The organism is Janthinobacterium sp. TB1-E2 (assembly GCF_036885605.1).
In the GTDB taxonomy this organism is placed as follows: Bacteria; Pseudomonadota; Gammaproteobacteria; order Burkholderiales; family Burkholderiaceae_D; genus Janthinobacterium; species Janthinobacterium aestuarii.
The window spans coordinates 6,017,018-6,042,257 of the sequence record NZ_CP142523.1 but is presented as its reverse complement, the minus strand read 5'-3'; the positions used below and the strand labels follow the sequence as shown (position 1 = coordinate 6,042,257).

24 protein-coding genes are annotated in these 25,240 nt (G+C 59.7%); 14 read left to right on the top strand and 10 right to left on the bottom strand.

Annotation, left to right across the window (positions count from 1 at the left end; all coding sequences use genetic code 11):
* Positions 1–2 precede the first annotated feature (2 nt).
* The 4 genes from OPV09_RS27220 to OPV09_RS27205 all read right to left on the bottom strand — a co-directional run bounded on the left by OPV09_RS27220 (position 3) and on the right by OPV09_RS27205 (position 5,566).
* Positions 3–1,514 carry an AAA family ATPase gene (locus tag OPV09_RS27220; RefSeq protein WP_338679937.1) on the bottom strand — a complete coding sequence of 504 codons (1,512 nt, stop codon included), beginning with the start codon at positions 1,512–1,514 and terminating at the stop codon, positions 3–5.
* Entirely contained in the window at positions 1,514–3,886 is a 2,373-nt protein-coding gene (locus OPV09_RS27215; protein WP_338679936.1) for a hypothetical protein, read from the bottom strand. The genes OPV09_RS27220 and OPV09_RS27215 overlap by 1 nt, the downstream gene beginning before the upstream one ends.
* Positions 3,883–4,884 (bottom strand): hypothetical protein, encoded by a 1,002-nt coding sequence (locus OPV09_RS27210; RefSeq protein ID WP_338679934.1) that lies wholly within the window; start codon positions 4,882–4,884, stop codon positions 3,883–3,885. Before OPV09_RS27210 ends, OPV09_RS27215 begins: the two co-directional genes overlap by 4 nt.
* A gap of 241 nt (positions 4,885–5,125) precedes the next feature.
* Entirely contained in the window at positions 5,126–5,566 is a 441-nt protein-coding gene (locus OPV09_RS27205) for a helix-turn-helix transcriptional regulator (RefSeq protein WP_338679933.1), read from the bottom strand.
* 289 nt (positions 5,567–5,855) lie between these two features.
* Between OPV09_RS27205 and OPV09_RS27200 the strand changes: the two genes are divergently transcribed.
* The 4 genes from OPV09_RS27200 (at position 5,856) to OPV09_RS27185 (ending at position 9,127) form a co-directional block, all read left to right on the top strand.
* Positions 5,856–6,506, top strand: coding sequence for a TetR/AcrR family transcriptional regulator (locus OPV09_RS27200; RefSeq protein ID WP_034745948.1), 651 nt, complete (start codon positions 5,856–5,858; stop codon positions 6,504–6,506).
* A 169-nt stretch (positions 6,507–6,675) separates the two neighbouring features.
* Positions 6,676–7,326, top strand: coding sequence for a protein-L-isoaspartate O-methyltransferase (locus OPV09_RS27195; protein ID WP_338679932.1), 651 nt, complete (start codon positions 6,676–6,678; stop codon positions 7,324–7,326).
* 13 nt (positions 7,327–7,339) lie between these two features.
* Complete coding sequence (locus OPV09_RS27190; protein WP_034745954.1) at positions 7,340–7,663, top strand: rhodanese-like domain-containing protein; 324 nt, start codon at positions 7,340–7,342, stop codon at positions 7,661–7,663.
* A 141-nt stretch (positions 7,664–7,804) separates the two neighbouring features.
* Positions 7,805–9,127 (top strand): TolC family outer membrane protein, encoded by a 1,323-nt coding sequence (locus OPV09_RS27185; RefSeq protein WP_034745957.1) that lies wholly within the window; start codon positions 7,805–7,807, stop codon positions 9,125–9,127.
* A gap of 72 nt (positions 9,128–9,199) precedes the next feature.
* Here the strand turns inward: OPV09_RS27185 and OPV09_RS27180 are convergent, their stop codons facing one another.
* Positions 9,200–9,667 carry a DMT family transporter gene (locus OPV09_RS27180; RefSeq protein WP_034745960.1) on the bottom strand — a complete coding sequence of 156 codons (468 nt, stop codon included), beginning with the start codon at positions 9,665–9,667 and terminating at the stop codon, positions 9,200–9,202.
* 90 nt (positions 9,668–9,757) lie between these two features.
* On the opposite strand from OPV09_RS27180, the gene OPV09_RS27175 reads away from it, so the two are divergent.
* Positions 9,758–10,663 (top strand): LysR substrate-binding domain-containing protein, encoded by a 906-nt coding sequence (locus tag OPV09_RS27175; protein ID WP_331777247.1) that lies wholly within the window; start codon positions 9,758–9,760, stop codon positions 10,661–10,663.
* 4 nt (positions 10,664–10,667) lie between these two features.
* Here the strand turns inward: OPV09_RS27175 and gloA are convergent, their stop codons facing one another.
* The 4 genes from gloA to OPV09_RS27155 all read right to left on the bottom strand — a co-directional run bounded on the left by gloA (position 10,668) and on the right by OPV09_RS27155 (position 13,332).
* Entirely contained in the window at positions 10,668–11,075 is a 408-nt protein-coding gene (gene gloA, locus OPV09_RS27170) for a lactoylglutathione lyase (RefSeq protein WP_331777246.1), read from the bottom strand.
* A gap of 112 nt (positions 11,076–11,187) precedes the next feature.
* Positions 11,188–11,610 (bottom strand): OsmC family protein, encoded by a 423-nt coding sequence (locus OPV09_RS27165; protein WP_035828320.1) that lies wholly within the window; start codon positions 11,608–11,610, stop codon positions 11,188–11,190.
* A gap of 105 nt (positions 11,611–11,715) precedes the next feature.
* Positions 11,716–13,026, bottom strand: coding sequence for a sorbosone dehydrogenase family protein (locus tag OPV09_RS27160; RefSeq protein WP_338679926.1), 1,311 nt, complete (start codon positions 13,024–13,026; stop codon positions 11,716–11,718).
* Between the two features lie 39 nt (positions 13,027–13,065).
* Positions 13,066–13,332: a hypothetical protein gene (locus tag OPV09_RS27155; protein WP_070300998.1), complete on the bottom strand. Its 267-nt coding sequence runs from the start codon at positions 13,330–13,332 to the stop codon at positions 13,066–13,068.
* A 262-nt stretch (positions 13,333–13,594) separates the two neighbouring features.
* Between OPV09_RS27155 and OPV09_RS27150 the strand changes: the two genes are divergently transcribed.
* From OPV09_RS27150 to can, 7 genes are all read left to right on the top strand, one after another.
* The gene (locus OPV09_RS27150; RefSeq protein WP_235194145.1) at positions 13,595–14,566 is read left to right on the top strand and encodes an NAD kinase; all 972 of its coding nucleotides are present in this window, start codon (positions 13,595–13,597) and stop codon (positions 14,564–14,566) included.
* Positions 14,567–14,613: 47 nt separating this feature from the next.
* Complete coding sequence (recN, locus tag OPV09_RS27145; RefSeq protein WP_338679925.1) at positions 14,614–16,281, top strand: DNA repair protein RecN; 1,668 nt, start codon at positions 14,614–14,616, stop codon at positions 16,279–16,281.
* A gap of 185 nt (positions 16,282–16,466) precedes the next feature.
* On the top strand, positions 16,467–17,576 hold the full coding sequence (gene hemH, locus OPV09_RS27140) for a ferrochelatase (RefSeq protein WP_338679924.1): 1,110 nt from the start codon (positions 16,467–16,469) through the stop codon (positions 17,574–17,576).
* A 344-nt stretch (positions 17,577–17,920) separates the two neighbouring features.
* Positions 17,921–18,457 carry a nucleotide exchange factor GrpE gene (grpE, locus tag OPV09_RS27135; RefSeq protein WP_034745977.1) on the top strand — a complete coding sequence of 179 codons (537 nt, stop codon included), beginning with the start codon at positions 17,921–17,923 and terminating at the stop codon, positions 18,455–18,457.
* Between the two features lie 91 nt (positions 18,458–18,548).
* The gene (dnaK, locus tag OPV09_RS27130; RefSeq protein ID WP_034745982.1) at positions 18,549–20,492 is read left to right on the top strand and encodes a molecular chaperone DnaK; all 1,944 of its coding nucleotides are present in this window, start codon (positions 18,549–18,551) and stop codon (positions 20,490–20,492) included.
* Between the two features lie 160 nt (positions 20,493–20,652).
* The gene (gene dnaJ / locus OPV09_RS27125; RefSeq protein WP_034745985.1) at positions 20,653–21,786 is read left to right on the top strand and encodes a molecular chaperone DnaJ; all 1,134 of its coding nucleotides are present in this window, start codon (positions 20,653–20,655) and stop codon (positions 21,784–21,786) included.
* Between the two features lie 135 nt (positions 21,787–21,921).
* Positions 21,922–22,593, top strand: a complete 672-nt coding sequence (gene can / locus OPV09_RS27120) for a carbonate dehydratase (RefSeq protein ID WP_034788731.1) — start codon at positions 21,922–21,924, stop codon at positions 22,591–22,593.
* 18 nt (positions 22,594–22,611) lie between these two features.
* Here can and OPV09_RS27115 read toward each other — a convergent pair whose 3' ends face one another.
* Positions 22,612–23,097 (bottom strand): tetratricopeptide repeat protein, encoded by a 486-nt coding sequence (locus tag OPV09_RS27115; RefSeq protein WP_081368238.1) that lies wholly within the window; start codon positions 23,095–23,097, stop codon positions 22,612–22,614.
* A gap of 211 nt (positions 23,098–23,308) precedes the next feature.
* Here OPV09_RS27115 and OPV09_RS27110 point away from each other — a divergent pair, with 211 nt between their 5' ends.
* Positions 23,309–24,193 carry a TauD/TfdA family dioxygenase gene (locus OPV09_RS27110; protein WP_338679923.1) on the top strand — a complete coding sequence of 295 codons (885 nt, stop codon included), beginning with the start codon at positions 23,309–23,311 and terminating at the stop codon, positions 24,191–24,193.
* Between the two features lie 32 nt (positions 24,194–24,225).
* On the top strand, positions 24,226–25,239 hold the full coding sequence (locus OPV09_RS27105; RefSeq protein WP_425324013.1) for an ABC transporter substrate-binding protein: 1,014 nt from the start codon (positions 24,226–24,228) through the stop codon (positions 25,237–25,239).
* Position 25,240 lies beyond the last annotated feature (1 nt).

Here is a 25,240-nt window from a genome sequence, read left to right as displayed (position 1 = left end):
GCTTACGCTCCTGATGAGGATGGATTGATCTGTGAATTGTTGGCTTGGAGTTGTTCCAGGCCGCTGATCAGATGTTCTTGCAAGCCTTGATTGCGCATGTCCTCCGGGTCAAGACTGGCTTTTTTGATGGCGTTTTCCGCTTTTTGATTGGCTTTTCTGGTGCGATTGCGTTGTGCGGTTTCTTTCGACTGTTGCGCCACGGGTTTGCGTGTTTTAGGCGGTGATGATGCTTTCGGTGGCGTTTCCGGCGCTGCTGCCTCCGATGCTGTCGATGCGTCCTGGGAGGACGGGTGCAATCCCCAGCGCACCGCATAACTGCGCCAGGGAATATCGTCAAATTGCTGAAGAAGGAGGGGATTTTTGTCGCGAAAGCCAGCGATCAAAGCTCTGTCCTTGGCGCTGAAGTCCGGGCCGTTGAAAGCTTGCTCCATATGGACTTCAGTAACATAAGAACAACCTTCGTCGAGCGCCAAACGCTGCGAACTGGCGCGGATGCGACCTGCATAATCACGGATGCCGCCGCAATATTTGAACAGGATCGCACCGTCCTTGTCGGCAATCGGCGACGCTTCTGGCATCACGTTGTATCGCCACAGTGCAGGCGCAAGAACGTCGGTAAAGTCATAGTCAAACGACTCCATCGGGTGCATTTCGATGTTGCCACCCGAGCCTACCCGGCGCATATCCTGTGAAAATGAATCGAGCGCATCCATGCCAAGAGGGTTGCCCATCAGTACCAGAGGGATGCCGAAGTTGAGTAAGCGCAGGAAAAACGTCGCGGCGAGGCCGCCTCGCACGCCACCGGCGAAATTGCGACCTTGTAATTCATCGATGACCAACACGCCGACGCCGTGGTTGAGCAGGATGATGCCGATATGGACGGCGAGCTTTTCATTGCTCAGGCCAGCGATGTCACGGGCGCGAGCATAATTGGTGCCGATGGCAGCGTCGAGCGCAGTCAATATCTGGAGCAGCAGGCCGCCGAGCGAGCCGTCGTGGCTCATTGCCACGTACAGCCATGGAGCTTGAATCATGTGGTTCCAGTCGGCGCTTTTGGACGGGCCGTGGTCTATGCGTTGAGGAATGAGGCTCAGTGCACGCAAAATCTCGTAGCTTTTGCCGAGCCCCGTGATACCACTCGCGCGCAATCCTTTTGCGTAGCTGGGTAACCAAGGCAAATTATTGAGTTCCCGACCGGCGCAGCGGGCAAGCGCCATCATTTGTTGCCGCGACGAGACCAAGGCCGGATTGTGCGATGTGTAGCCGCGACGTATCACCCGGAACAGGCGGCTTGTCGTATCAATAGCTGTCAGCGTTGGCTCAAACATTTGATCTTGCAGCCGATCGAGTAGATCAAGGCGCGTCTGCATGTCGAGGTTCTTGATGTCCAGGCCGTCCAACGGCCAATTCGACAGGCGTTGTTCAAGATTTTGCGTCGACAAATGCACTTCAAGCGGTTCCAGAAAAGGATTGGGGACGGGCGGTGAGACGGTGGTTTGGGCGGATGAGAACATCAAAACTTCCTTTCACTATTAAAGCGGGATAGGCGATGCTTTCTGATATCGGTCAAGGTCGATAATGCCGGTGGCGCCGGTTCGGCTGGCACTGGCGGCGATGCTGTGGCCGGTGGCTGTGCCGAGGGTGGTGAGGGTGCAATAGGTTCGGTTGCGCGCCGCACGGCATCGTCGAGCTGGTCGCGTTTTTCTTGTGCCTGTGCAGCGCGAACATTGCCCGCCTTATTGCTCTGTGCAGTCTTTTTCCCGAGGCTGTCTTGCGCCAGTTTTTTCCTATCCCTGGCATCGGCTTCAGTTTCTTGCCTGAATGCCTGCTGATCGATCTCATCCTGGTCGCGGCGCGATGTTGTCGTCTGAACGTACAAGCGATCCGCGTCATTGAGCCCGCACAGATCAGCTATACCACCCTCGTGTAGCAGTATGGCGTCATCCTTGATGTTGGGGATAATGTGCGTTCCGTTTTTATCCATCAATAAAATGTGAGACAGGTCGTCCGGATCGGCCCGCACTTCGATGTGGATGTTGCCGCTTGCTATGGCATCGCGAATAAGGCCGGATTCGGCCAGATACTGGTGATTGAACCGTGCTCCGTTTAGTAATTCCACAGCATTGCCGGTATTGGGCCTATGCAATACAAGTCCCCTGCGCTGAACACTCGCGGTGAAGCGCGGTAACAAATGCGAGCGCAGATAGGTTGGGTCAACCGGTTTTCCGGCAACATAACCATTCAATTTTGCCCATCGATAGATAGCGATGCGGGTACGTGGAACGATTTCCCCTTGTGCTGCATATTCCCTGCGCATTTCGCTCGGCACCATGTGCAAGGGAAGGTCCTGTTTGGTATTGGCCCAGTGTATCCAGAGCAAGAGCAGGCGCGTATAGGAAAAGCGTGAGATCAAGGCTTTGGTAATCGCTGGCCGCTCGCCGCGCTTCGATGGGCGCCCTTTTGTAGTGCCAGTGATGTGATGGTCGAAATTGCGGTGTCGCGAATGGTGTCCCGACTCCGATGGACTGTTGCGGTCCGCTCTGCCGCTGGCAATAAATTCGATGCGCGACGCCAGGTCGTCTACCATGGTCGTGATGCCGCCCTTGCTGCGCAATTCCCCGTTATCGCTGAGGTATTTGGTGAAAAACAGCGCGGGAAAATCTTCAGGCGGCAGATCGAGGTCGTAGCGTTCAAGCATGGAAGTTTTGTCGGTCGCGGCCCTCAAAATCGCCATCTTGGCGTCGTCCGTGCCCAATCCTCCCATGCCGATATGCCAGCCAAGATACAGTCCGAGCCACGCATCGCGTACGAACAGGCCCCGGCCTACGCCGATCGGTTGTCGCGGGTCACCACATGCGACGAAATTGACGTCGACCGGGGACGCATCAAGCGATCCGACCTGCCCGATCGAGACGATGCCGTCGCGCACCGTGCCGGCCAAGTGACGATAATCACGGGCCCATTTCCCCTCACCCATTAACCTGCGCGCGGCGCCGGTGGCGTCCGGCGCTTTAGGTCCGTGATAGCGAAAATTGTCTTCAGTCGGTCGTAAGTGGGCATCCAACAGTACTGGTGTCAGCAGGCCTTGTTGAAGAACATGGCCGGTGCTGTAATACGTCCCGGTCATGGACAGGAAGGCTTGCCTCACGGTTGTGCCGGGATGGACGAACGAAATATAGCCATCCTGAATGTTCAGCACGTCCTGATCGGTCAGGATGAGTCCAGCTTTCTCCGTGTCGCCGGCTTTGACGGCCGTGTTTTTGCGCCCCAACTTGACCTGATTTTTTCCCCGACGCGGAACCGCAGGTGCGCCGGATCGACCAACATTATTGGGTATCAATGCATTTTTGATGCATCCAAAAGCATAATAACGATGCAATGCATCAAATACCTGTCCCGCACTGACGCCAGCCTCCCTTGCCCGCGCGCGCACCAGAGAATCGAGGCAGGCCAGGTTCGGTGGCCGTATGCCGGCGCCGCTGGGAATGAGTGGTGCGATCAAAGTCCATTTGCGGTCCCGTCGAAGTTCGAGCGTTGATCGGTGCCGGTCTTCCGGCGCGATAGCCGGGTCGTTGCAAGGTGGCCACAGGCGGCGAAAATCTTCATCGCCAAGGTGCCAGTGGTTCGGCAAGGCCAATGTCGTCGGTTTAATGGCATCCGTTTCAAGCCAGAATTTCAACTGGGATAGCTTTCTTAAAAAGAATCCCTTGGCGTAATAGCTTTTTTGCTTCTTGCCCGGCATGTCCCGGCCGATACTCGGAATCGGGATGAGTGTGACTTGATCCAGGTACGAAGCCACTTCCAGCACGCGATACAGGCCAGGAAGAGGCGAATTGTCCGAAGTCCCGGCAAGCACCAGGCCCGGCTCGATGGTCGTTTCCGTCATGGCCATGTATCTCCGAAAAAGCGCCGGCGCAAGTCGTCTCGCATGGCCCGCCCGCCTGGCCGGACTGGGTAGGAGGTCAGAATACGTTGCGATGGGTCGATGTCGATGCTCTGTGTCCATGCGCAGTGCTGGAACAATAGCCAGGCCTCGGCGGTCGTGAGGCGTAGCGTACGGGCCGCATGGAGCACTGCTTCGTTGATCGGCAGATCAAGGCTGGCGTTGAGGTAGTGCGCGAACTCGCCGGCCCAGGTAATGAGATGCGGTGCGCAATACAACGTCGACGCGTCCAACCAGACTTCAAGCTGTCCGGCCATGAGTTTCGGTATCAGGGCGGAACTGGAAACGAAATAGGAACAATCGATAGCGGCGGTATAGCGCCTTTCTAACTCCAGCCGTTCAAGCGTGCGCCAGTCGACCTCCTGAGTGGGGTCAACGATCGGTTTCGACGAGAAACCTGCCAGCCTATCTCCCCCTGGCAGCGGTGCTGTGGCCAGCAGGTCAAGGCTCGCCACATAGGGAACGCCGGAACCGATTTCGTAGCCATGATCGATACCGGCTTCACGGGCGATATCGAGCAAGCCCCGAGACCACGGTCTTTGGATGGGAGCCGTGCCCGGCGTTCCATCGAGCGGATGGGGATGAGCGATTGGCCATAGCGGAAATTGTTCGCGCAGGTCCCGCACACCTAGCCATAACAGCAGCAACGCGGTGTGGTATTCGCCACGTGAGTAATAATAGGCACCACGGCGCAAAGGCGGCATGGAGGTGGCCACCTGATTCGAATAGGGCGAAGGGTTGTTGCGCCGCAGGATCAACCAAGGCAAATAGCCGCTGCCGTGACCCATGCCATGGCCCAGCCTGATGCGCTGGCACAACTTCTTGTGCGTCATGCCTTTTTGTAGTCGATGCTTGGGCGTCGGCTCGGCCGGAACGGCAATCAAGTCTGATGGGGCATCGAAACGCCCCGAACTGGTCAATTGTTGCGTAGTTCCCGACATGGACCGCTCCATCTCCAGAATATGTTTTTCCGCACGCAATGACGCACCGAAGCATTCATGTCGTCTTAGAAACGAAAAAGCTCAAATTTTGGAGGTAAATAGCTCACATTATGGACGTCGGTCAATGCACGACTATCGAGTGCGACTATTTACGTGATGCTTTGGCAGGGCAGGATTAATAGCGCGGGGCAGAGTAGCCAACCGTCTTGTCCTGATCTGGTGCCAAGCCGCCGGCTTGGCATTACCGTATTATTTCGACCACATCGGTTCTGTCTGGTTCTCCTTTGCGCTTGAGGGGGCGCAAAGGTTTGAAAGGTGGGTGCGACAACATGACAGGCATGCGCAATGCCATTCGTATCAGTTCCACTTGGGCCGGGTGCAATGCACCGATCTGGCGCCGAAGTTCATTGAACATCCTGTACATCTCATCGGGTGCCTCATTGGGCAACATAATTTTTCGCTGGGACTCGTCCAGCGCTTCAAGCAAGCGTTTCTTCCAATGCTCGTCAAGCTGTAAACGCTGCACCAGGCGCTCGATGAAATCGATGGATGGCGGCCCCTTGGTGCCCAGCTCAATAGCTGAGATATAACTTTGTTCGTAGCCAAGTTGGGAGGCGAATTCAGCCTGCCGTAGCTCGCAAAATATGCGCAATTCCCGAAATACTGTTGAGAATGGGCTCATATGCTAACTTTAGAAGTAAATAAAACTATTAATAGGAGTATTATGGACACGTTTTTTCCTTTGTCAATAAAAATATGAGCAGGCCCCAGAAGTCACGGCACGTGCCACCCTTACGGAAACCCTCAACTACTTATATGATTCAAGTTGTTATTAAAATGACCTGATCGTCCATTCAAGTTTCTATTACTGTGTTCAAGTTTCTATTCCGACGTAACATGCCTCGCGCTTGACCTTGGCGGTAGACAGGACTACTATTAATGACTCAAAAGTAAGTTACTTGGAAAGATACATGCAAGCCCCGATTGATACCAAGCCCCGCTGGGAGCGGCGCAAGGATGCCCGCCCGCAGGAATTGCTCGCCGCCGCCCTCGACCTGTTTGTCGAACGGGGCTTTGCATCGACGCGCCTGGAGGATGTGGCCAAGCGGGCTGGCGTGTCGAAAGGCACTCTGTACCTGTACTTTGAGAATAAACAAGAGTTGTTCAAGGCCGTGGTGCGCGACAATATCGTGCAGTCGATCGGCGAGGCGGAAGACAGCATGGCCGCCTCGGACAGCAGCAGCGCCGAGTTATTGCGCAGCATGATGATGCAATGGTGGGAAGAGTTCGGCGCCACCAAGCTGGCCGGTTTGACCAAGCTGATGCTGGCCGAAGCGAACAATTTCCCGGAACTGGCGCAGTTTTACAACGAAGAGGTGGTCACGCGTGGGAATGCGCTGATTGCCACCTTGGTCGAACGGGGCATGCAGCGCGGTGAATTCCGCCAGGTCGATCCCGTGCTCGTCAGCACCATCCTCAGCGCACCCGTCACCATGCTGATGATGTGGACGCATTCCTTCCTGCCGTGCGAGGTCAAGAATATCGATCCGATCGCCTACATGGATGCGTTTATCGACATGAGCTTGCGCAGCCTGCAGGTGGAGGCGCCCGGGAAAAGCTGACGCGCCGTGTCCGCTGATACCGTTCAGTTGCCCCTTTTCCAAGGTTCGCCCCCCCAAATCTGCAGATCGTCGCAAATTCCCTCCATTCCCCGCCTTTATGGTTAACATGTGCTTTCAGCCAGTTCAACGATAAAATGGCGGATTATTACTTCACTTACCGAGTCCAAAGATGAATATCGAACAAGCCCGCTTCAATATGATCGAACAGCAAATCCGTCCATGGGACGTACTGGATATCGACGTGCTGGAGCTGTTGAACGTGGTCAAGCGTGAAGATTTCGTACCGGCCGCCTATAAAAACTTGGCCTTCGTCGATACCGAAATTCCACTGGGCGGCGGCGAATGCATGTTGACGCCGAAGCTGGAAGCGCGAATTTTGCAAGATGTAGCCGTCAAGAAGCATGAAAATGTGCTGGAAATCGGCACCGGCAGCGGCTACATGGCCGCTTTGCTGGCGCACAAGGCGCGGCATGTGACGAGCGTGGAAATCGTTCCCCAATTGAAAACCCTGGCCGAGCAGAACCTGACCGCCAATGGCGTGACGAACGTCACCGTGGAACTGGGCGACGGCGCCCAGGGCTGGAGCAAAGGCGCGCCGTACGACGTGATCGTCGTGTCCGGCGCCCTGGCCGTGTTGCCGGAAGCGTTGTTGCAACAAGTAAAAGTGGGCGGCCGCATCCTGGCCATCATCGGCGAAGCGCCGATCATGTCCGCGCATCTGATCACGCGCAGCTCGGACAAGGCCTACGACACGCGCAAGCTGTTTGAAACCAATGTCACGCCGCTGCAAGCTGTTGCACCGTCGCATTTCCAGTTCTGAGGCGACCGATTCGATGGAGCATTTGAGTGCACCGCAGCTGGCCGCCTGGCTGGCTGACCCTTCCCGCCCGCGTCCGTTGTTGCTGGACGTGCGGGAACAGTGGGAGTTTGACCTGTGCCACCTCGACGGTGCCACCCTGATGCAGATGAACTCGATTCCTGCCCGCATCGATGACCTCGATGAAGACGCCGAGATCGTCTGCATCTGCCATCACGGCATGCGCAGCATGCAAGTGGCGGCCTTCCTGGAGCGCAACGGTTTTGGCAAGATCAGTAATTTGACGGGCGGCGTGCACGCCTGGGCGCTGCAAGTCGACAGCGCGATGCCTAAATACTAAGTTATTTTGCAGTAGATGCACCCAGGCATGTTTTCCTGCATGCCTGCGGAGGCCTGTACCCCGCTCACCCGGCGGGCGCAAGGCAAGCGGTAGCAGATTTTTGATTCCATCAACTTTTGACGACTCCAACGGAGAAATGCAATGCGGAAACCCCTTATCGCCGTGCTGATGACCAGCGCCTTTGTCTCGATGACATGCTCGCTGCAAGCGCAGGCGGCCGATCTCATCCAGGTGTACCAGCAGGCGCTGGCCAATGACGCGCAGTATGCGAGTGCGCGTGCGGCCCTGTCGGCCGGGATGGAGCGGGTTCCGCAGGGGTTGGCAGGCTTGCTGCCGCAAGTGTCGGCTTCGGGCAGCAATACGCGCAACAGTATCGAGCCGATCACCAGCACGATTTCCATGCCGACGGTCAAGGTGCACACGAATACCTACAATCTGACCCTGGCGCAGCCGCTGTTCCGCTGGGATCGCTGGGAAACCTATCAGCAAAGCAAGCTGGCGCAGGCGATTGCCGAAGCGCAATTTGCACAGGTACAGCAAGATCTGATCACGCGCGTGGCGCAGGCGTATTTCGACGTGCTGAGCGCGCAGGACAACCTGGGCGCCACGCAGGCGCAAAAAGTGGCTACGACAGAGCAACTGGCATCGGCCAAGCGCAACTTCGAAGTCGGCACGCAAACGATTACCGACACGCACGAAGCGCAGGCGGCCTACGACCTGGTGGTGGCGCAGGAATTTGCCGCCATCAATGACCTGGCCAACAAGCGCAGCGCCTTGCAAACCATCATCGGCGAAGCGCCAACGTCGCTGGCGCCGATGCGCACGGGCGTGGTCATCAGCGCGCCGGAACCGGCCGCCATCGAACCATGGGTGAGCTCGGCGGAAGAGCAGAACTTTGGCGTCGTCACGGCCCAGTTCAACGTGGAATCGGCCAAGCGCGACATCGGCCGCAACCGCGCCGGCCATTATCCGACCCTGGACCTGATCGCCAACGCGGGCCACACCTACACGACGGGCGGCGGCAGCGGCAGTTCCAACAACAACGCCATCGGCGTGCAGTGGAGCATCCCGATCTTCAGCGGCTTTGCCGTCACCAGCAAGGTGCGCGAGTCGATCGCGCTGGAAAACAAGGCCCGCAACGACCTGGAAACGGCACGCCGCACGGCATCGCAAGGCGCGCGCCAGGCTTTCCTGGGCGTCAACAGCGGCCTGGCGCAAGTCAAGGCGCTGGAAGCGGCGGAAGTGTCGAGCAAGTCGGCACTGGAGTCGAACCAGCTCGGTTATCAAGTGGGCGTACGCATCAATATCGACGTCTTGAATGCGCAGAAACAATTGTTTTCGACGCAAAAAGACCTGTCGAAAGCCCGCTACGACACCATCATGAACGGCTTGCGCCTGAAGGCGGCGGCCGGCACGTTGAAGGAAACGGATTTGATGCCCGTCAACGCCTTGCTCGACAAGTAATCTTTTTTCTGCAGATTCAGATGAAAACCAGCCCCGGTGACGGCGCTGGTTTTTCTTCGTCTTGACCTGTTTTCACGCGGCACGGCTGTTGGCTATTTGCGTGAGGATCACCCCCGCCACCACCAGTCCCGCACCGGCCCAATGCAGCGGAGAAATGTGCTTGACGGCAAAGCCCAGCAAACCGTAGCGGTCGATGGCCAGCGCGGCCAGCATCTGTCCGCCGATGACGGCCGCCATGAAGGGGCCGGAACCCATGCGCGGGGCCAGCATCAGCGCGGCCGTAATGTAAAACACGCCGGCCGCGCCGCCCAGCCAGGACCAGCCCGGTCCACGCATGGCGAGACCGACATCGGGCGCGGGCACCCGCCAGACCAGCATCACGAGCGACGCGAGCACGGCGCTGACGGCCAGCGAGGCGAGCGTGGCCCACAGCGGGTGGCCCAGGTTGCGGCCCAGCGCGGCATTCGCGCCCGCCTGGAACGGGACGACGGCGCCGGCCAGCATGGCCAGCGGGGCAAATACGGTAATCCATCCATGCATGTGTGACTCCAAAGTTGAGTTGATGGAGTCATCGTATTATGCTGTCATCATTAAATCCAATTCGTAGTTTGTCAGCCAACTATGCAGCAAATGAATAATCTGCGGGCCGTGGATTTGAACCTGCTGGTAATCCTGGAAGCGCTGCTCAGCGAGCGCCATTTGTCGCGCGCGGCCGAGCGCTTGCACATGAGCCAGCCTGCCGTCAGCCATGCGCTGGCCCGCTTGCGCCATCTGCTCGGCGATCCGCTGCTGCTGCGTGGCAAGGGCGGCTTCCAGCCGACGGCGCGTGCTTTGGAGCTGGCGCGGCCGCTGGCCGAAGCCTTGCAAAGCGTGCGCTCCGTGCTCGGTGGCGCCGTCTTCGAGGCGGCCACGGCGCAGCGCGTGTTTCGCCTGGCCATGTCGGATTACGGCGCGGCGCTGATCTTGCCGCGTTTGCTGCGCCGCTTGCGCGTGGAAGCGCCCGGTATCGACCTGGCCATCAGCTATGCCAGCCGATCGGCCGTGATCGCTGGCGTGCAGGATGGCGAGATCGACCTGGCGCTGGGCGTGTTTCCGCAACTGCCCGAGCAGTTACATCGTGAAACCCTGTTCGAGGAAACATTCGTGTGCGCGCTCGATCCTGCCAGCCTGGCGTCCGGTGAAATGCTGAGCCTGGAAACCTATCTGGCGCGCCCGCATGTGCTGGTGGCATCCAGCGAAGGCGGCATGGCGGCCGAAGTCGATGCTGCCCTGGCCCAGCTGGGACAGACACGCCGCATCGCCGTGCGTGTGCCGTACTGGACGGTCGCACCGGAGGTCGTGAGGGGGACGGACTTGATCCTGACGGTGGCGCAGCGCGCCTTGCAGGACAGTGCGGCGCAGGGGCTGGCGCTGTATGCCGCGCCATTTGCCATCGCGCCGTTTGCGTTTGAAACGATACGGCACCGCCGCACGGACGGCGATGCGGGCATCGCCTGGCTACGCGCGGCCATTGCACAGGCCGCCGAGCCAGGCTGAGGACTTACAGCCCGCCGCCCTGGCCGTCGAACTTGCGTTCGATCAATTCGATCTTGTAGCCGTCCGGATCGGTGATGAAGGCGATGACGGTATTGCCGCCTTTGACGGGACCCGGTTCGCGCGTGACGTTGCCGCCATTCGCGCGTGCCGCGCCGCAAGCGGCGACGATGTCGTCGGCCGAAATGGCGATGTGGCCATACGCCGTACCCAGCTCGTAGCTGGTGGTGCCATAGTTATACGTCAGTTCCAGTTCCGCATGATCGGGATTCGAGCCATAGCCGACGAAGGCCAGGGTGTACTGGTATTCCGGATTGTCGCTGGTGCGCAGCAGCGTCATGCCCAGGACCTTGGTGTAAAAATCGATGGAGCGCTGCAGGTCGCCGACCCGTAACATGGTGTGCAAAATACGCATCGTAAATCCTTGATGGTGATAGGGGAATGGCAGGATTTTATGCGTTTTACGGCTTTCTTGCCGAGACCGCCCCTGCCGCCCGCTGCTACCGGGGCGGCGGACGGTGGCGTGCTTACTCCAGATGGGCGTCCAAGGTGATTTCCGTGGCCAGCAACTTCGATACGGGGCAACCGAGCTTGGCGCGCAGGGCCGCGTCCTGGAACGCTTCGTCGGTGGCGCCGGGAATGGTCGCCACCAGGGTTAGGTGCACGGCCGTGATGGCATAGCTGCCATCGATTTTTTCCAGGCTGACATCGGCCGTGGTTTTCAGGGCGGTGGCGCGCAGGCCCGCCTCGCCCAGCTGGCCGGACAGGGCCATGGTGAAGCAGGCCGCATGGGCCGCGCCGATCAGTTCTTCCGGATTGCTGCCGGGACCGTCTTCGAAGCGCGTGTTGAAGCCATAGGCTACATTGTCGAGCGCGCCGCTTTGGGTGGAAATAAACCCTTTGCCATCTTTAAGGCCGCCACTCCAGACGGCTGATCCTGTTTTTTTCATGATGTACTCCTTGCGTGGTTCGAGCGCCCATCATGCGCGTGCCACCCTTGCCCTTCCGTTCGTTGCGCCACACAGGGGGCGCATGCGCGCGCCGGGCATCGCCGCTCACGGCGCCGGCGTCACGCGCCAGATGACATTGCCCACGTCGTCCGCCACCAGCACCGCCCCCGCCTTGTCGACGGCCACGCCGACTGGGCGCCCCTGCGCCTTGCCATTGCTGTCCAGGAAACCGGCGATGATGTCCTGCGGTGGCCCGCTGGGCACGCCATTCGCGAAGGGCACGAAGATGACTTTATAGCCGCTGAAAGGCTTGCGGTTCCACGAGCCGTGCTGGCCGATGAAGGCGCCGCCCCGGTAGCGTTCGGGCAGCAAGGTGCCGTCATAAAACGCCAGCCCCAGCGAGGCCGTGTGCGCACCCAGCGCGTAGTCGGGCGCGATGGCGGTGGCCACCAGTTCGGGACGTGGCGGCTTGACCCGCGCATCGACGTGCTGGCCGAAATAACTGTAGGGCCAGCCATAGAAGGCGCCGTCCTTGATGGACGTCATGTAGTCGGGCACCAGGTCGTTGCCCAGCTCGTCGCGTTCATTGACGGCCGTCCACAGTGCCCCGCTGTGCGGCTGCCAGGCCATGCCGACGGGGTTGCGCAAACCCGTCGCATACACGCGTGCCTTGCCCGTCGCGCGCGTGACTTGCCAGATGGCGGCGCGGCCGTCTTCGGCCGACAGACCATTCTCGCCCACGTTGCTGTTCGAGCCGACGGTAACATAGAGAAATTTGCCGTCGGCACTGGCGATGACGTTCTTGGTCCAGTGGTGATTGATGGGGCCGCCCGGCAAATCCACCACCTTCACGCCAGGCGCGGTGATGCTCGTCTGGCCTTCCTTGTAGGGAAAACGCATGAGCGCATCGGCATTGGCGATGTACAGTTCGTTGCCGACCAGGGCCATGCCAAATGGCGAGTTCAATCCTTGTAGGAACACGCTGCGCGTTTGCGCCACGCCGTTTGCATCGACGCCGCGCAGCAAGGTGATGCGGTTGGCGCTGGGCGTGGCGGCGCCCGCCTTTTTCATCTGCATCTGCATGATGGCGCCCTTGATGCCCTTGTTGTCGTCGGGCTTCGGCGGCGCATTCGTTTCCGCCACCAGCACGTCGCCATTTGGCAGCACGTACAGCCAGCGCGGATGGTCGAGGTCGCGCGCATACGCATGGATGGCCAGGCCGGGCGCGACCACGGGGCGCTGCGCCGCCGTCCAGCGCTGCACGGGCGCCACATTGACGGTGGGAATCAGTTGCTTGTCCGGCGCGGGCAGCACGGGTTGCGGGCCGAAGCCGACGGGCATGGCGGGCGCCTGGGCATGGGCGGTAGTGGGGCCGCAGACGGCGGCCAGCAGCAAGGAACAGACGTAACGGTGCATGACGTACTCCATAACGCTAGCAGTGCGTGACAGTTGGAGTCAGCGTGCCTTCTTTGGTTCCAGCTGCGGGTCGGGACGGGCCTGTTTCGGTTCGGTGGGCTTGACCTTTTCCACGCCGGGCTGGGCGCGGCGGTCCGTGTCGACCAGGCCCTGTTCCAGGTCGCTGGCCGCCTGTTGCATGATCTTGCGCGGATGCACGTTTTGCGCATCGGGCGACTCATCGCGCTCGTGCGGCAGACGGTCGACGCCGTCATTCTTGACCTTTTCATCGGTATTGATCTTGCGTTCGCTATGCTGGGTAACCATATGGCCTCCTGACAGTAAAAGTAACGTGAAATCAGTGTCCTGCCGCGGCAGGCCATCTGCAAGCGGATTTGTCCATGCAGGGAGCGCTGGCGCACGCATGGACGATTCTTTTTCTGCGCTACACTGCGTGCAACACCAAGAACGCCCCTTGCGGGCACACGGCAGCCGCACTATACTGTGCATATGTACAGTATCATGCGATGCCGGCGTGCGACGCGACAGCCTGGGGCGGTTTGCCACCGAATTCACTACCGAGACTCTTATGCCCGTCGATAATCACGCCGAACAGCGCGCCGAACAGCCAGCAGCGACCTTGCCAGCCCCGGGCGAGCGCTTCAACCTGGGCGCCAAGACCATCGCCCTGGTCGTGCGCCAGAATACGGATGGCATTGCCGAACCCGTGAAAAGCATCGTCGATTTCCTGCAAGTGCTGGGCCACACGGTGGTCTTCGAGGCGGAGACGGCCGCGCACCTGAACCTGGCGTTTCCCGGCGTGCGCGCCATGTCGCCGGCCGAGATCGGCGCCGCCGCCGATTGCGCCATCGTCATGGGCGGCGACGGCACCATGCTGGGCATTGCGCGCCAGCTGGCGCCATTTGACGTACCGTTGATCGGTATCAATCAGGGGCGATTGGGTTTCATGACCGACATCCCGCTCGAGCGCATGCTGCCCGTGCTGGCGCAAATTCTCGGCGGCCGATTCAAGGCCGAACGCCGCACCTTGCTCGAAGGCAGCGTGCTGCGCGACGGCGAGTCGATTCACGTGGGCATGGCTGTCAACGATGTCGTCGTCTCGCGCGGCGCCGGCGCCGGCATGGCCGAATTGCGCGTCGAGGTCGATGGCCACTTCATGTACAACCAGCGTTCCGATGGTTTGATCATTTCCACGCCGACGGGCTCGACCGCATACTCGCTGTCGGCCGGCGGCCCATTGCTGCATCCGACCCTGGGCGGCATCGTGCTCGTGCCGATCGCCCCGCATGCGCTGTCGAACCGCCCCATCGTCTTGCCCGACTCGAGCCAGATCGTCGTGGAAATCGTGCGCGGGCGCGATATCAGCGTCAATTTCGACATGCAGACCTTTGCCAGCCTGGTGCAGCAAGACCGCATCCTCATCCGCCGTTCGCCGCACACGATTACCTTCCTGCATCCGGAAGGGTGGAGCTACTACAACACCCTGCGTGAAAAATTGCACTGGAATGAGTACCCGTCGGGCGAGGGCAAGCTCAGCTAACTTTTTCTCCACCTCAACCCGCGGTGCGCCGCCCAACCACAGAAGCCATGCTCCATACACTGTCCATTCGCGATTTTGTCATTGTCGATACCATTGAACTGGAATTTTCCGCCGGCTTCAGCGTGCTGACGGGCGAGACGGGCGCCGGCAAGTCCATCCTCATCGATGCGCTGACCCTGGCGCTGGGCGGGCGCGGCGACGCCAGCGTGGTGCGCGAAGGCGCGGCCAAGGCCGACATCACGGCCGATTTCTCCGTCAGCGACGTGGCGCAAGCCTGGCTGGTGGCGCATGAATTTGCCAACGACGATGGCGGCGCCCTGCTGCGCCGCGTGATCGACAACGCGGGCCGCTCGAAAGCGTACATCAACGGCATCCCCGCCACAGCCGCGCAGTTGCGCGAACTGGGCGACATGCTGGTCGATATCCACGGCCAGCACGCACACCAGTCCTTGCTGAAAAGCGAAGCGCAGCGCGCCTTGCTCGACGGCCAGGCGACGGCGCGCGAAGCGGGCGCGGAACAGGATGTGCGGCAAGTGGCCGCCCTGCACAAGCGCTGGCGCGCCCTCGTGCGCCAGCGCGAGGAATTCGAAACGAATGCGGCCAACGTGCTGTATGAGCGTGAACGCCTGGAATGGCAAGTGGGAGAGCTGGAAAAACTGGCCGCCAAGCCCGGTGAGTGGACGGACATCACGAACGAGCACAGCCGTCTGTCGCACGCGGCCAGCCTGCTGGAAGGGGCGCAGGAAGCCTTGTCCCTCATTTCCGAGTCGGAAGACCATCCTATCGTGTCGCAACTGTCGGCCCTGAACCAGAAGTTGGGCAAGCTCGTGTCCGTCGATGCGGAATTGCAGCCGATTGTCGACCTGATCGAATCGTCGCGCATTCAATTGCAGGAATCCGTGTATGCACTGAATAATTATCTGGATCGGGTGGAACTGGACCCGGAGCGCCTGCACCAGCTCGATGCACGCATGGAAGCCATGCACAGTACGGCGCGCAAATTCCGCGTCACGCCCGAAGAGTTACCCGAGGAACACGCGAAGCTGTCGGAAAAGCTGCAGCATCTGGCCGACGCTTCCGACATCGAAGGCTTGCTGCGCCAGGAAGCGAAGATCGAGGCCGAGTACCGCGCCGTGGCCGAGCGCCTGTCCGCCACGCGCCGCGCGGCCGCCCTGGAACTGGGGCAAGCCGTCACGCGCGCCATGCAGGAACTGAGCATGACGGGCGGCAGCTTTGAAATCGCCCTGCACCCGTGCGAACCGGCCGCCCATGGACTTGAGCAGGTGGAATTCCTCGTCGCCGGCCATGCCGGCACGGCGCCACGTTCCCTGGCCAAGGTGGCGTCCGGCGGCGAACTGGCGCGCATCGCGCTGGCCATTTCCGTCATCACCTCGCACGCCACCACCACACCGACCCTGATCTTCGACGAGGTCGACAGCGGCATCGGCGGCGCCGTCGCCGAGGTCGTCGGGCGGCTATTGAAACGCCTGGGGCAGGGACGCCAGGTGCTGTGCGTGACCCACTTGCCGCAGGTGGCCAGCCAGGCGAATCAGCATTTCCAGGTGGCGAAAAGCACCCTGGACAATGGCAAGACGGCCTCGCGCATCGACATGCTCGACGCCAAGGCCAGGGTGGAAGAAGTGGCGCGCATGCTGGGCGGCCTGGAAATCACGGCCACCACGCGCAAGCATGCACGCGAGTTGCTCGCGATTTGATTCATGGCTGGGGGCAGACCGGGGTCAGACCGGGGTCAGACCCGCCGGGTCTGACCCCAGCCCTTGGCTGTATCCGCGCTGAGCTTGACGTTAGCGGCATTGAGGGTCTGACCCCAGCACTTCGCTATTAACTCAATGCAACTATAATAACTGGCTAATCCATCCAACGCCTTCGAAGAGCCTTCATGTCATTTCAAACAGAACCGCCGTACACGCATGGCAGCATCGACCGCAGCGCCGTGGTGCTCGTCAACCTGGGCACGCCCGATGCACCGACCTCGTCAGCCGTGCGGCGTTACCTGAAGCAATTCTTGTCGGACCCGCGCGTGGTGGAGATTCCCCGCCTGGTTTGGTGGTTCATTTTGAACCTGATCATCTTGCCGTTCCGCTCCGGCCAGTCGGCCAAGAAATATGCATCGATCTGGACGCGCGAGGGCTCGCCCCTGAAAGTGCATACGCAAAAGCAGGCCAAGTTGCTGGCCGGCGCCCTGGCCGAGCGCGGCCATGACGGCGTGACGGTGGCGATGGCCATGCGCTACGGTTCGCCTTCCTTGCCGGAAGTGCTGGCCAAGCTGAAAAGCGAAGGCTGCGAGCGCATCGCCATCCTGCCGGCCTATCCCCAATACTCGGGCACGACGACGGGTTCCATCTACGACGCCGTGTTTGCCCATTACGCCACCGTGCGCAATGTGCCGGAATTGCGCTTCATTAAGCAATATCACGAGCACGACACGTATATCGACGCTTTGCGCGATTCCGTACTGAATCATTGGGAAGCGCATGGCCGTCCGGAAAAACTGGTGATGAGTTTTCATGGCGTACCCAAGCGCACCTTGCTGCTGGGCGACCCCTACCACTGCCAATGCCTGAAAACGGCGCGCCTGCTGGCGGAAAAGTTGAAGTTGACGAAAGAGCAGTATGTGGTGACCTTCCAGTCGCGCTTCGGCAAGGCCGAATGGCTGCAGCCGTACACGGCGCCCACCCTGGTGGCGCTGGCCCAGCAGGGCGTCAAGCGCGTCGATCTGCTGTGCCCGGGCTTTACCAGCGATTGCCTGGAAACCCTGGAAGAGATCGCCATGGAAGCGAAGCATGATTTCGAGACAGCCGGCGGCCAGCAGTTTCACTACATCGCTTGCCTGAACGAAACGCCGGCCTGGATTGCGGGTATGGCGGAAATTGCGGAACAGCACATGATTGGCTGGCCGACGATGAAGACGGCGGCGCAGCGCGAAGCGGACAAGAAAGCGGGCGAGCAGGCGCGTGCGGCAGCGCTGGCCTTGGGCGCGACGAATTAAGGATTGTAAATTTTTGACAATAAAAAGCCGCGCTTGCGCGGCTTTGTCATGTCTGGCGCGGCCAAGCAGCTTTCCAAATAGCAACACAGCCAGTGGCGATGGCGGCGGCGGGGCTGGTAGAATGCCCGCTTTGCCGTGGGAAGCCTGGAAAATCAAGGGATGCGCGCACGGATCGCTGGCCGAAATGGATAGCATTTTGTAATACGCTGTAACATGGACCGATGTAATTCCGGTTTTGCCACGCATACCCCTTGAAACAATAGGATATAGCCCCATCTGCCCGTTAGTGTTGTAAAGATAGTTAGACTAACTCATTTAAGTCATTGATTGTAGGAGCTTTTCAGATGCAAGATCAGGAAAACCAAGCTGTACCTAATCCGCAAGCGGACGCCGCGGCGACTGCCCCATCGACTCCCGCAGAGCCTACTTTGGAAGAGCAGCTGGCGAGTACCGAAGCGCGTCTTGCAGAGATGCACGATGCCTTCATGCGCGCCAAGGCTGATGGCGAAAATATCCGTCGCCGCGCGCAGGAAGATGTTGCTAAAGCGCATAAATTCGCAGTCGAGAGCTTTGCCGAAGCCATGGTGCCCGTCAAAGACAGCCTGGAAACGGCGCTGACGGTGGAAGCACCGACCATCGAATCGCTGAAAGAAGGCGTCGAGATGACCTTGAAGCAACTGAACGCCGCGTTCGAGCGCAACCGCCTGGTGGAAGTATTGCCAGTGCAGGGCGAAAAGCTCGATCCGATGAAACACCAGGCCGTTGCCGTGGTGCCGGCGGACCAGGAAGCCAATACCATCGTGTCAGTCCTGCAAAAGGGCTATATGATTGCGGACCGCCTGCTGCGTCCAGCCATTGTAACGACCGCGCAAGCAAAATAATCAGAGGGCGGCATCAAGCAAGCCTTGAAAACATGCCGCTTTGCCACATATAAGAACCATCTGAAATCTAGCAAATAAAAGGAAATAAATCATGGGTAGAATTATCGGTATCGATCTGGGAACCACGAATTCCTGCGTTTCCATCATGGAAAACGGTCAACCAAAGGTAATCGAAAACGCTGAAGGCGCACGCACGACGCCGTCGATTATTGCTTATCAAGAAGATGGCGAAATTCTCGTCGGCGCGCCAGCGAAACGCCAGGCCGTGACCAATCCGAAAAACACGCTGTACGCAGTCAAGCGTCTGATCGGTCGCAAGTTCGACGAAAAAGAAGTCCAAAAAGACATCGCGCTGATGCCGTACCAGATCATGAAAGCCGACAACGGCGATGCATGGATCGGCGTACGCGACAAAAAACTGGCTCCGCCGCAAATTTCGGCTGAAGTGCTGCGCAAGATGAAAAAAACGGCAGAAGACTACCTCGGTGAAGAAGTCACCGAAGCCGTCATCACCGTACCTGCGTACTTCAACGACTCGCAGCGCCAAGCCACCAAGGATGCCGGCCGTATCGCTGGCCTGGACGTCAAGCGCATCATCAACGAGCCAACCGCGGCAGCGCTGGCGTTCGGCCTGGACAAGACCGAAAAAGGCGACCGTAAAATCGCCGTGTATGACTTGGGTGGCGGTACGTTCGACGTGTCGATCATCGAAATCGCGGATGTTGATGGCGAGAAACAATTTGAAGTGCTGTCGACCAACGGCGACACCTTCCTGGGCGGCGAAGACTTCGACCAGCGCGTCATCGATTACATCATCGACGAGTTCAAGAAGATCAACGGCATCGACCTGAAAAAAGATCCGATCGCTCTGCAGCGCATCAAGGCTTCGGCCGAGCGCGCGAAGATCGAATTGTCGTCGTCGCAGCAAACCGAAATCAACGAGCCGTACATCGCCATGGCGAACGGCGCGCCGGTCCACTTGAACCTGAAGATGACCCGCGCCAAGTTGGAGTCGCTGGTGGAAGAGCTGATCACGGCCACGATGGAACCATGCCGCATCGCTATCAAAGATGCAGGCGTGAAAGTGTCGGACATCGATGACATCATCCTGGTCGGCGGTATGACGCGTATGCCGAAGGTGCAGGAAAAAGTGAAGGAATTCTTCGGCAAGGATCCACGCAAGGACGTGAACCCGGACGAAGCCGTCGCCGTGGGCGCAGCGATCCAAGGTTCGGTCCTGTCGGGCGAACGCAAGGACTTGTTGTTGCTGGACGTTACTCCTCTGTCCCTGGGTATTGAAACCCTGGGCGGCGTGATGACCAAGATGATCCACAAAAACACGACGATTCCGACCAAGTTCAGCCAAGTGTTCTCGACGGCCGACGACAACCAGCCTGCGGTGACCATCAAGGTCTTCCAGGGTGAGCGCGAAATCGCCGCCGGCAACAAGGGTCTGGGCGAATTCAATCTGGAAGGCATCCCGCCAGCATCGCGCGGCACGCCACAGATCGAAGTGACCTTCGACATCGACGCCAACGGCATCTTGCATGTCGGCGCGAAAGACAAGGCCACCGGCAAGGAAAACAAGATCACGATCAAGGCCAATTCCGGCTTGACCGAGGCTGAAATCCAGAAGATGGTCAAGGATGCCGAGCTGAACGCGGAAGAAGACAAGAAGGTCAAAGAATTGGCCGAGTCGCGCAACCAGGCCGATGCTCTGGTACACTCGACCCGGAAATCCTTGACCGAATACGGCGACAAGCTGGATGCGGGCGAGAAAGAGAAGATCGAAGCGGCCATCACCGACCTGGAAGCAAGCATCAAGGCGGGCGACAAGGCTGAGATCGACGCCAAGGTGGAAGCACTGTCGAGCGCATCGCAGAAACTGGGCGAAAAAATGTATGCCGACATGCAAGCGCAGCAAGCTGCCGGCGGCGCGGAAGGTGCACAGCAAGCTGCTGGCGCATCGGACGCAGGCGCCAAGCAAGACGACGTTGTTGACGCTGACTTCAAAGAAGTCAAAGACAGCAAGTAATGTCTTGCGCTCCCATAAACTGGGGGCAGCCGGGCTGAACGCTACATCGCGGGATTAGCCGCGAAGACCGGCCGAGCCGAGTCGTTGCCCAGTGCAGCACTCGACTCGGCTTTTTCGTGTAATTTTTACATCAGTAGATAGACTGCAAGGTGCCGACAACATGGCAAAGCGTGATTTTTACGAGACACTCGGTGTCGCAAAAAATGCTTCGGAAGAAGAGATCAAAAAGTCTTACCGTAAACTGGCGATGAAATACCATCCGGACCGCAATCCGGATAGCAAGGAATCGGAAGAAAAGTTTAAGGAAGTCAAAGAAGCCTACGAGATGCTGACCAATCCGGAAAAGCGCGATGCGTATGACCGTTATGGTCACGCTGGCGTGGACCCGAACATGGGCGGCGGTGGCGGCTTCGGCGGCGGTGCTGGCGGCTTTGCCGACAGCTTCGGCGATATCTTCGGCGACATCTTTGGCGGTGGCGGTGGACGCAGCCGCAATGCGGGGCCGCAGGTGTACCGTGGCGCCGACTTGCGCTACAACCTGGAAATTACACTGGAGCAAGCTGCTCACGGCTTCGACACGACTATCCGCGTGCCGAGCTGGGACAAGTGCGATACCTGCCACGGCAGCGGCGCCAAGCCGGGCACGTCGCCCACCACCTGCGGTACCTGCGGTGGCCACGGCCAGGTGCGCATGCAGCAAGGTTTCTTCAGCATCCAGCAAACCTGCCCGAAATGCCATGGCAGCGGCAAGGTCATCACCGACCCGTGCACGCCGTGCGGCGGCGCCGGTCGCATCAAGCGCAACAAGACCCTGGAAGTGAAAATTCCAGTCGGTATCGACAACGGCATGCGTATCCGTTCGTCCGGCAACGGTGAACCGGGCACGAATGGCGGTCCGTCGGGCGACCTGTATGTGGAAATCCACATCAAGCCGCACGCCGTATTCCAGCGCGAAGGCGACGACCTGCATTGCGAAATGCCGATCTCGTTCACCAAGGCAGCTTTGGGTGGCGAAATCGAAGTGCCTACCCTGAACGGCAAAGTGTCGTTCACGATCCCGGAAGGCACCCAGTCGGGCAAGACTTTCCGCCTGAAAGGCAAGGGCATCAAGGGTGTGCGCTCCGGTTACGCGGGCGACCTGTTCTGCCACGTGGCCATCGAAACGCCCGTGAAATTGACGGAAAAACAGAAAGACCTGCTGCGGGACTTTGAAAAGTCGACGACCGAGGGCGGTGCCAAGCACAGTCCGCAAAGCAAGACCTGGAAAGACAAGGTCAAGGATTTTTTTGAATAAGCACACGTAATACCATGCGCCGGGATGCTTCAACATCCCGGCGTTTTTTTCATCACGACTGAGCAATGTGCGGTATCGCCGGCCTATGGGCGCGATTTGCCGCCAATTCAGTCGTACGTACACAATGGGAGCGATATGACCGAACAGAAAAATGGCCCGGCCCTGGCGGAACTGCTGCAGCGTAACCGCCGCTGGGCCGACTCGATGGTGGCGAAAGACCCGAACTTCTTCAAGAACCTGGAAGCGCAAACGTCGCCCGAATACCTGTGGATCGGCTGTTCCGACAGCCGCGTGCCAGCGAATGAACTGCTGGGCATGGCGCCTGGCGACGTGTTTGTGCACCGTAATATTGCCAATGTGGTCGTGCATTCCGACCTCAATTGCCTGTCTGTCCTGCAATTTGCCGTGGACGTGCTGAAAGTCAAACATATCATCATCGTCGGCCATTACGGCTGCAAGGGCGTGCATGCTGCCATGACGGGCACGCGCATCGGCCTGGTCGACAACTGGCTGCGCCACGTGCAGGACGTGGGCCAGAAACACGAGCGCTATCTGGGCGACGTGCTGACGAGCCGCCAGCGCGGCGACCGTCTGTGCGAACTGAACGTGGTCGAACAAGTCTTGAACGTGTGCCAGACCACCGTCGTGCAAGATGCGTGGGAACGCGGCCAGGAACTCAGCGTGCACGGCTGGGTCTATGGCTTGAAGGATGGCTTGCTGAACGACCTGGAAGTGACCGTCACGGCTGGCCACGAGCTGGCGCCGCGCATGGCGACGCGCCTGGCCCGCTACGAAGCCATCGCGTAATCGATGCTGGCGCCGTGCCTACGGCGCCGCATTGTCCAGGCGGCTCAGGTAATCGGCCGCCTCCCGCACGCCCTCCTGCGCCGCCTGGCGCAACCAGGTTTTGGCCTGGGGAATGTCTTGCGGCGTACCCCGGCCTTCGGCCAGCGCCACGCCATAGTGGTAGCGCGCCAGCCGAGCATAGGCGGCGTCATCATTCGTATGTGCGCCGCGCCGCATCAGCGCCGTCGCCTGTTGCAAGTCCTTGGTCACGCCGATGCCCGTCTCATACAACTGGGCCAGCCAAATCATCGAATACACATCGTTCCAGCGCCGGATGCAATCTTCAAAGATGGCGACGGCGGCCGCATGGTCGCCCGTCTTGTCGGCCGCATAGCCGTACAAACACTTGATGCGTTTGTCGCTGTGCACATAGGCTTTGTAGCTGAGATCGCTTTCACCTTCGCTATCCTGCGCGTGGGCGAACGCAGGGAACAGCAAGGCGAGCAGCAGGGCGTAGGTGGGCATGGATTTCCTGGTCTATGGTTGAGAATTGGTAGGTAAGCAAATTGCGTGCTTGCCCCATTCCCGGGCAACGCTCCTGCCGCTGCGCCATTGCGTGACAGTGCCTGTTGCAGCGTGGCGCAACGCGCCGCGCATATCCATATAGTAAATGCTTCGTTTGCAAGCAAGGCTGGCCGGCATACAGTGGACTTCCCCAGACTCTTGGCGAACTCCCATGTCGGCCGTCCTGAAACCCGTGCAGTCCACCAGCCCTTTCCAGATCGAAACTTTCGATGCGCCCCTGGGCGCGCAAGTGCTGGGGCTGGACCTGGCGCAACCGCTGTCGCAGGGCGATTTCCAGCGCCTGCATCACGCTCACCTCGACCATCACGTACTGGTGTTTCGCGACCAGCGCATCACGCCGCAGCAGCAAGTCGATTTCAGCCGCCGCTTCGGCCCGCTGCAAATCCATGTGCTGCGCCAGTTCCAGCTACCCACGCAGCCGGAAGTGCTGATCATCTCGAACATCGTCGAAAACGGCCAGCCCATCGGCCTCGGTGACGCGGGCCATTTCTGGCACTCGGACTTGTCGTACAAGGAAGTGCCCAGCCTGGGCTCCATGCTGCACGCGCAAGAGTTGCCGGACGAGGGCGGCGATACCGTCTTTGCGAACATGCACTTGGCCTGGGAAAGCTTGCCGGCCGCGCTGCGCCATGCCGTGCGCGGCGCCCGTGCCGAACACAGCTACCTGAGCCAGTACGAGGAATTGCGCCGCCGCAACCCATGGCGGCCCGCGCTGACGCAGGCGCAGATCGATGAAGTCAAACCCGTCACCCATCCCGTCGTGCGCGTGCATCCGGAAACGGGACGCCGCGCCCTGTTTGTCAGCGAACATTTCACCACGCGCATCGTCGGCTTGCCCGACGATGAAAGCCGCGCCCTGCTCGAGGAACTGTTTGCCCATAGCGTGCGCCCCGAGCACCTGTATGTGCACCGCTGGCAACCGCACGACCTGGTGTTCTGGGACAACCGTTCCCTGATGCATTTGGCGACAGGTTGCCCGCCCGACCAGCGCCGCAAGCTCTACCGCACGACCATCGAAGGCGATGCGCCGTACTGATTTTTTTGAACGTAGTTGACCAAGGAGTGTCCATGTTGCCGATCTTGACTTTTACCCGCCGCCTGCTTGCCACCATTGCCGTGCTGTGCATGGCCATGCCCATGGCCCGGGCAGAAGGGCAGATCCGCATCGCGGGCCAGCATGGCATCACCTTCTTGCTGCTTAATATTGCGCAGGAACAAAAGCTGATTGAAAAGCATGGCAAGCAGCAGGGCGTTGATGTGAAAGTCGAGTGGATTACCTTGTCCGGCGGCCCGGCCATCAATGATGCTTTGTTGTCCGGCAATATCGATATCGCCGGGGCTGGCCTCGGGCCGCTCTTGACCATCTGGGACCGTACGAAAGGCCGGCAGAACGTGCGCGGCGTGGCGTCCCTGGGCAATTTCCCCTATTACCTGGTCAGCAATAATCCCAAGGTAAAAACCCTGGTGGACTTGACGGACAAGGACCGCATCGCCTTGCCGGCCGTCTCCGTTTCCGTGCAGGCGCGCATCTTGCAAATGGCCGTGGCGAAACAGTGGGGCGACAAGGAATTTGCCCGCCTCGACAAGATCACGCAAACCCTGCCGCACCCGGATGCGGCCGCAGCCATCATCGCCGGCGGCACGGAGCTCAGCGGGCACTTCGGCAATTCGCCATTCCAGGAACAGGAGCTGGCGCAAAACCCGAACGCGCACATCATCCTGAACTCGTACGACGTGCAGGGCGGACCCAGCTCGTCGACCTTGCTGTATGCGACGGAAAAGTACCGCAAGGACAATCCGAAAACCTACCGCGCCTTCATCGCCGCCCTGGCGGAAGCGGCGCAGTATGCGAGCAGCAACCCGCAAGGCGCGGCCGACATCTATATCAAGGTGAATAAAAGCAAGGTGGACCGCAATCTGCTGCTGAAAATCTTTGCCAACCCGCAAGTGCAATTCAAGATCGCGCCGCAAAACACCTATGGCCTGGCGCAATTCCTGCACCGCGTGAGCGCCATCCGCAATCTGCCCGATAGCTGGCGCGATTATTTCTTTGACGATCCCGCCATCACGCAAGGAGGCTGAC

Excerpts from the sequence above, each read along its gene's own strand:
- OPV09_RS27155 (WP_070300998.1), bottom strand. The coding sequence starts at position 13,332 with ATGGTTACCCAGCATAGCGAACGCAAGATCAATACCGATGAAAAGGTC.
- OPV09_RS27185 (WP_034745957.1), top strand. The coding sequence starts at position 7,805 with ATGCGGAAACCCCTTATCGCCGTGCTGATGACCAGCGCCTTTGTCTCG.
- OPV09_RS27105 (WP_425324013.1), top strand. The coding sequence starts at position 24,226 with ATGTTGCCGATCTTGACTTTTACCCGCCGCCTGCTTGCCACCATTGCC.
- dnaJ (WP_034745985.1), top strand. The coding sequence starts at position 20,653 with ATGGCAAAGCGTGATTTTTACGAGACACTCGGTGTCGCAAAAAATGCT.
- recN (WP_338679925.1), top strand. The coding sequence starts at position 14,614 with ATGCTCCATACACTGTCCATTCGCGATTTTGTCATTGTCGATACCATT.
- OPV09_RS27110 (WP_338679923.1), top strand. The coding sequence starts at position 23,309 with ATGTCGGCCGTCCTGAAACCCGTGCAGTCCACCAGCCCTTTCCAGATC.
- grpE (WP_034745977.1), top strand. The coding sequence starts at position 17,921 with ATGCAAGATCAGGAAAACCAAGCTGTACCTAATCCGCAAGCGGACGCC.
- hemH (WP_338679924.1), top strand. The coding sequence starts at position 16,467 with ATGTCATTTCAAACAGAACCGCCGTACACGCATGGCAGCATCGACCGC.
- OPV09_RS27205 (WP_338679933.1), bottom strand. The coding sequence starts at position 5,566 with ATGAGCCCATTCTCAACAGTATTTCGGGAATTGCGCATATTTTGCGAG.
- OPV09_RS27150 (WP_235194145.1), top strand. The coding sequence starts at position 13,595 with ATGCCCGTCGATAATCACGCCGAACAGCGCGCCGAACAGCCAGCAGCG.
- dnaK (WP_034745982.1), top strand. The coding sequence starts at position 18,549 with ATGGGTAGAATTATCGGTATCGATCTGGGAACCACGAATTCCTGCGTT.
- OPV09_RS27195 (WP_338679932.1), top strand. The coding sequence starts at position 6,676 with ATGAATATCGAACAAGCCCGCTTCAATATGATCGAACAGCAAATCCGT.
- can (WP_034788731.1), top strand. The coding sequence starts at position 21,922 with ATGACCGAACAGAAAAATGGCCCGGCCCTGGCGGAACTGCTGCAGCGT.
- OPV09_RS27215 (WP_338679936.1), bottom strand. The coding sequence starts at position 3,886 with ATGACGGAAACGACCATCGAGCCGGGCCTGGTGCTTGCCGGGACTTCG.
- OPV09_RS27220 (WP_338679937.1), bottom strand. The coding sequence starts at position 1,514 with ATGTTCTCATCCGCCCAAACCACCGTCTCACCGCCCGTCCCCAATCCT.
- OPV09_RS27115 (WP_081368238.1), bottom strand. The coding sequence starts at position 23,097 with ATGCCCACCTACGCCCTGCTGCTCGCCTTGCTGTTCCCTGCGTTCGCC.
- OPV09_RS27160 (WP_338679926.1), bottom strand. The coding sequence starts at position 13,026 with ATGCACCGTTACGTCTGTTCCTTGCTGCTGGCCGCCGTCTGCGGCCCC.
- OPV09_RS27175 (WP_331777247.1), top strand. The coding sequence starts at position 9,758 with ATGAATAATCTGCGGGCCGTGGATTTGAACCTGCTGGTAATCCTGGAA.
- OPV09_RS27200 (WP_034745948.1), top strand. The coding sequence starts at position 5,856 with ATGCAAGCCCCGATTGATACCAAGCCCCGCTGGGAGCGGCGCAAGGAT.
- OPV09_RS27190 (WP_034745954.1), top strand. The coding sequence starts at position 7,340 with ATGGAGCATTTGAGTGCACCGCAGCTGGCCGCCTGGCTGGCTGACCCT.
- OPV09_RS27180 (WP_034745960.1), bottom strand. The coding sequence starts at position 9,667 with ATGCATGGATGGATTACCGTATTTGCCCCGCTGGCCATGCTGGCCGGC.
- OPV09_RS27210 (WP_338679934.1), bottom strand. The coding sequence starts at position 4,884 with ATGTCGGGAACTACGCAACAATTGACCAGTTCGGGGCGTTTCGATGCC.
- gloA (WP_331777246.1), bottom strand. The coding sequence starts at position 11,075 with ATGCGTATTTTGCACACCATGTTACGGGTCGGCGACCTGCAGCGCTCC.
- OPV09_RS27165 (WP_035828320.1), bottom strand. The coding sequence starts at position 11,610 with ATGAAAAAAACAGGATCAGCCGTCTGGAGTGGCGGCCTTAAAGATGGC.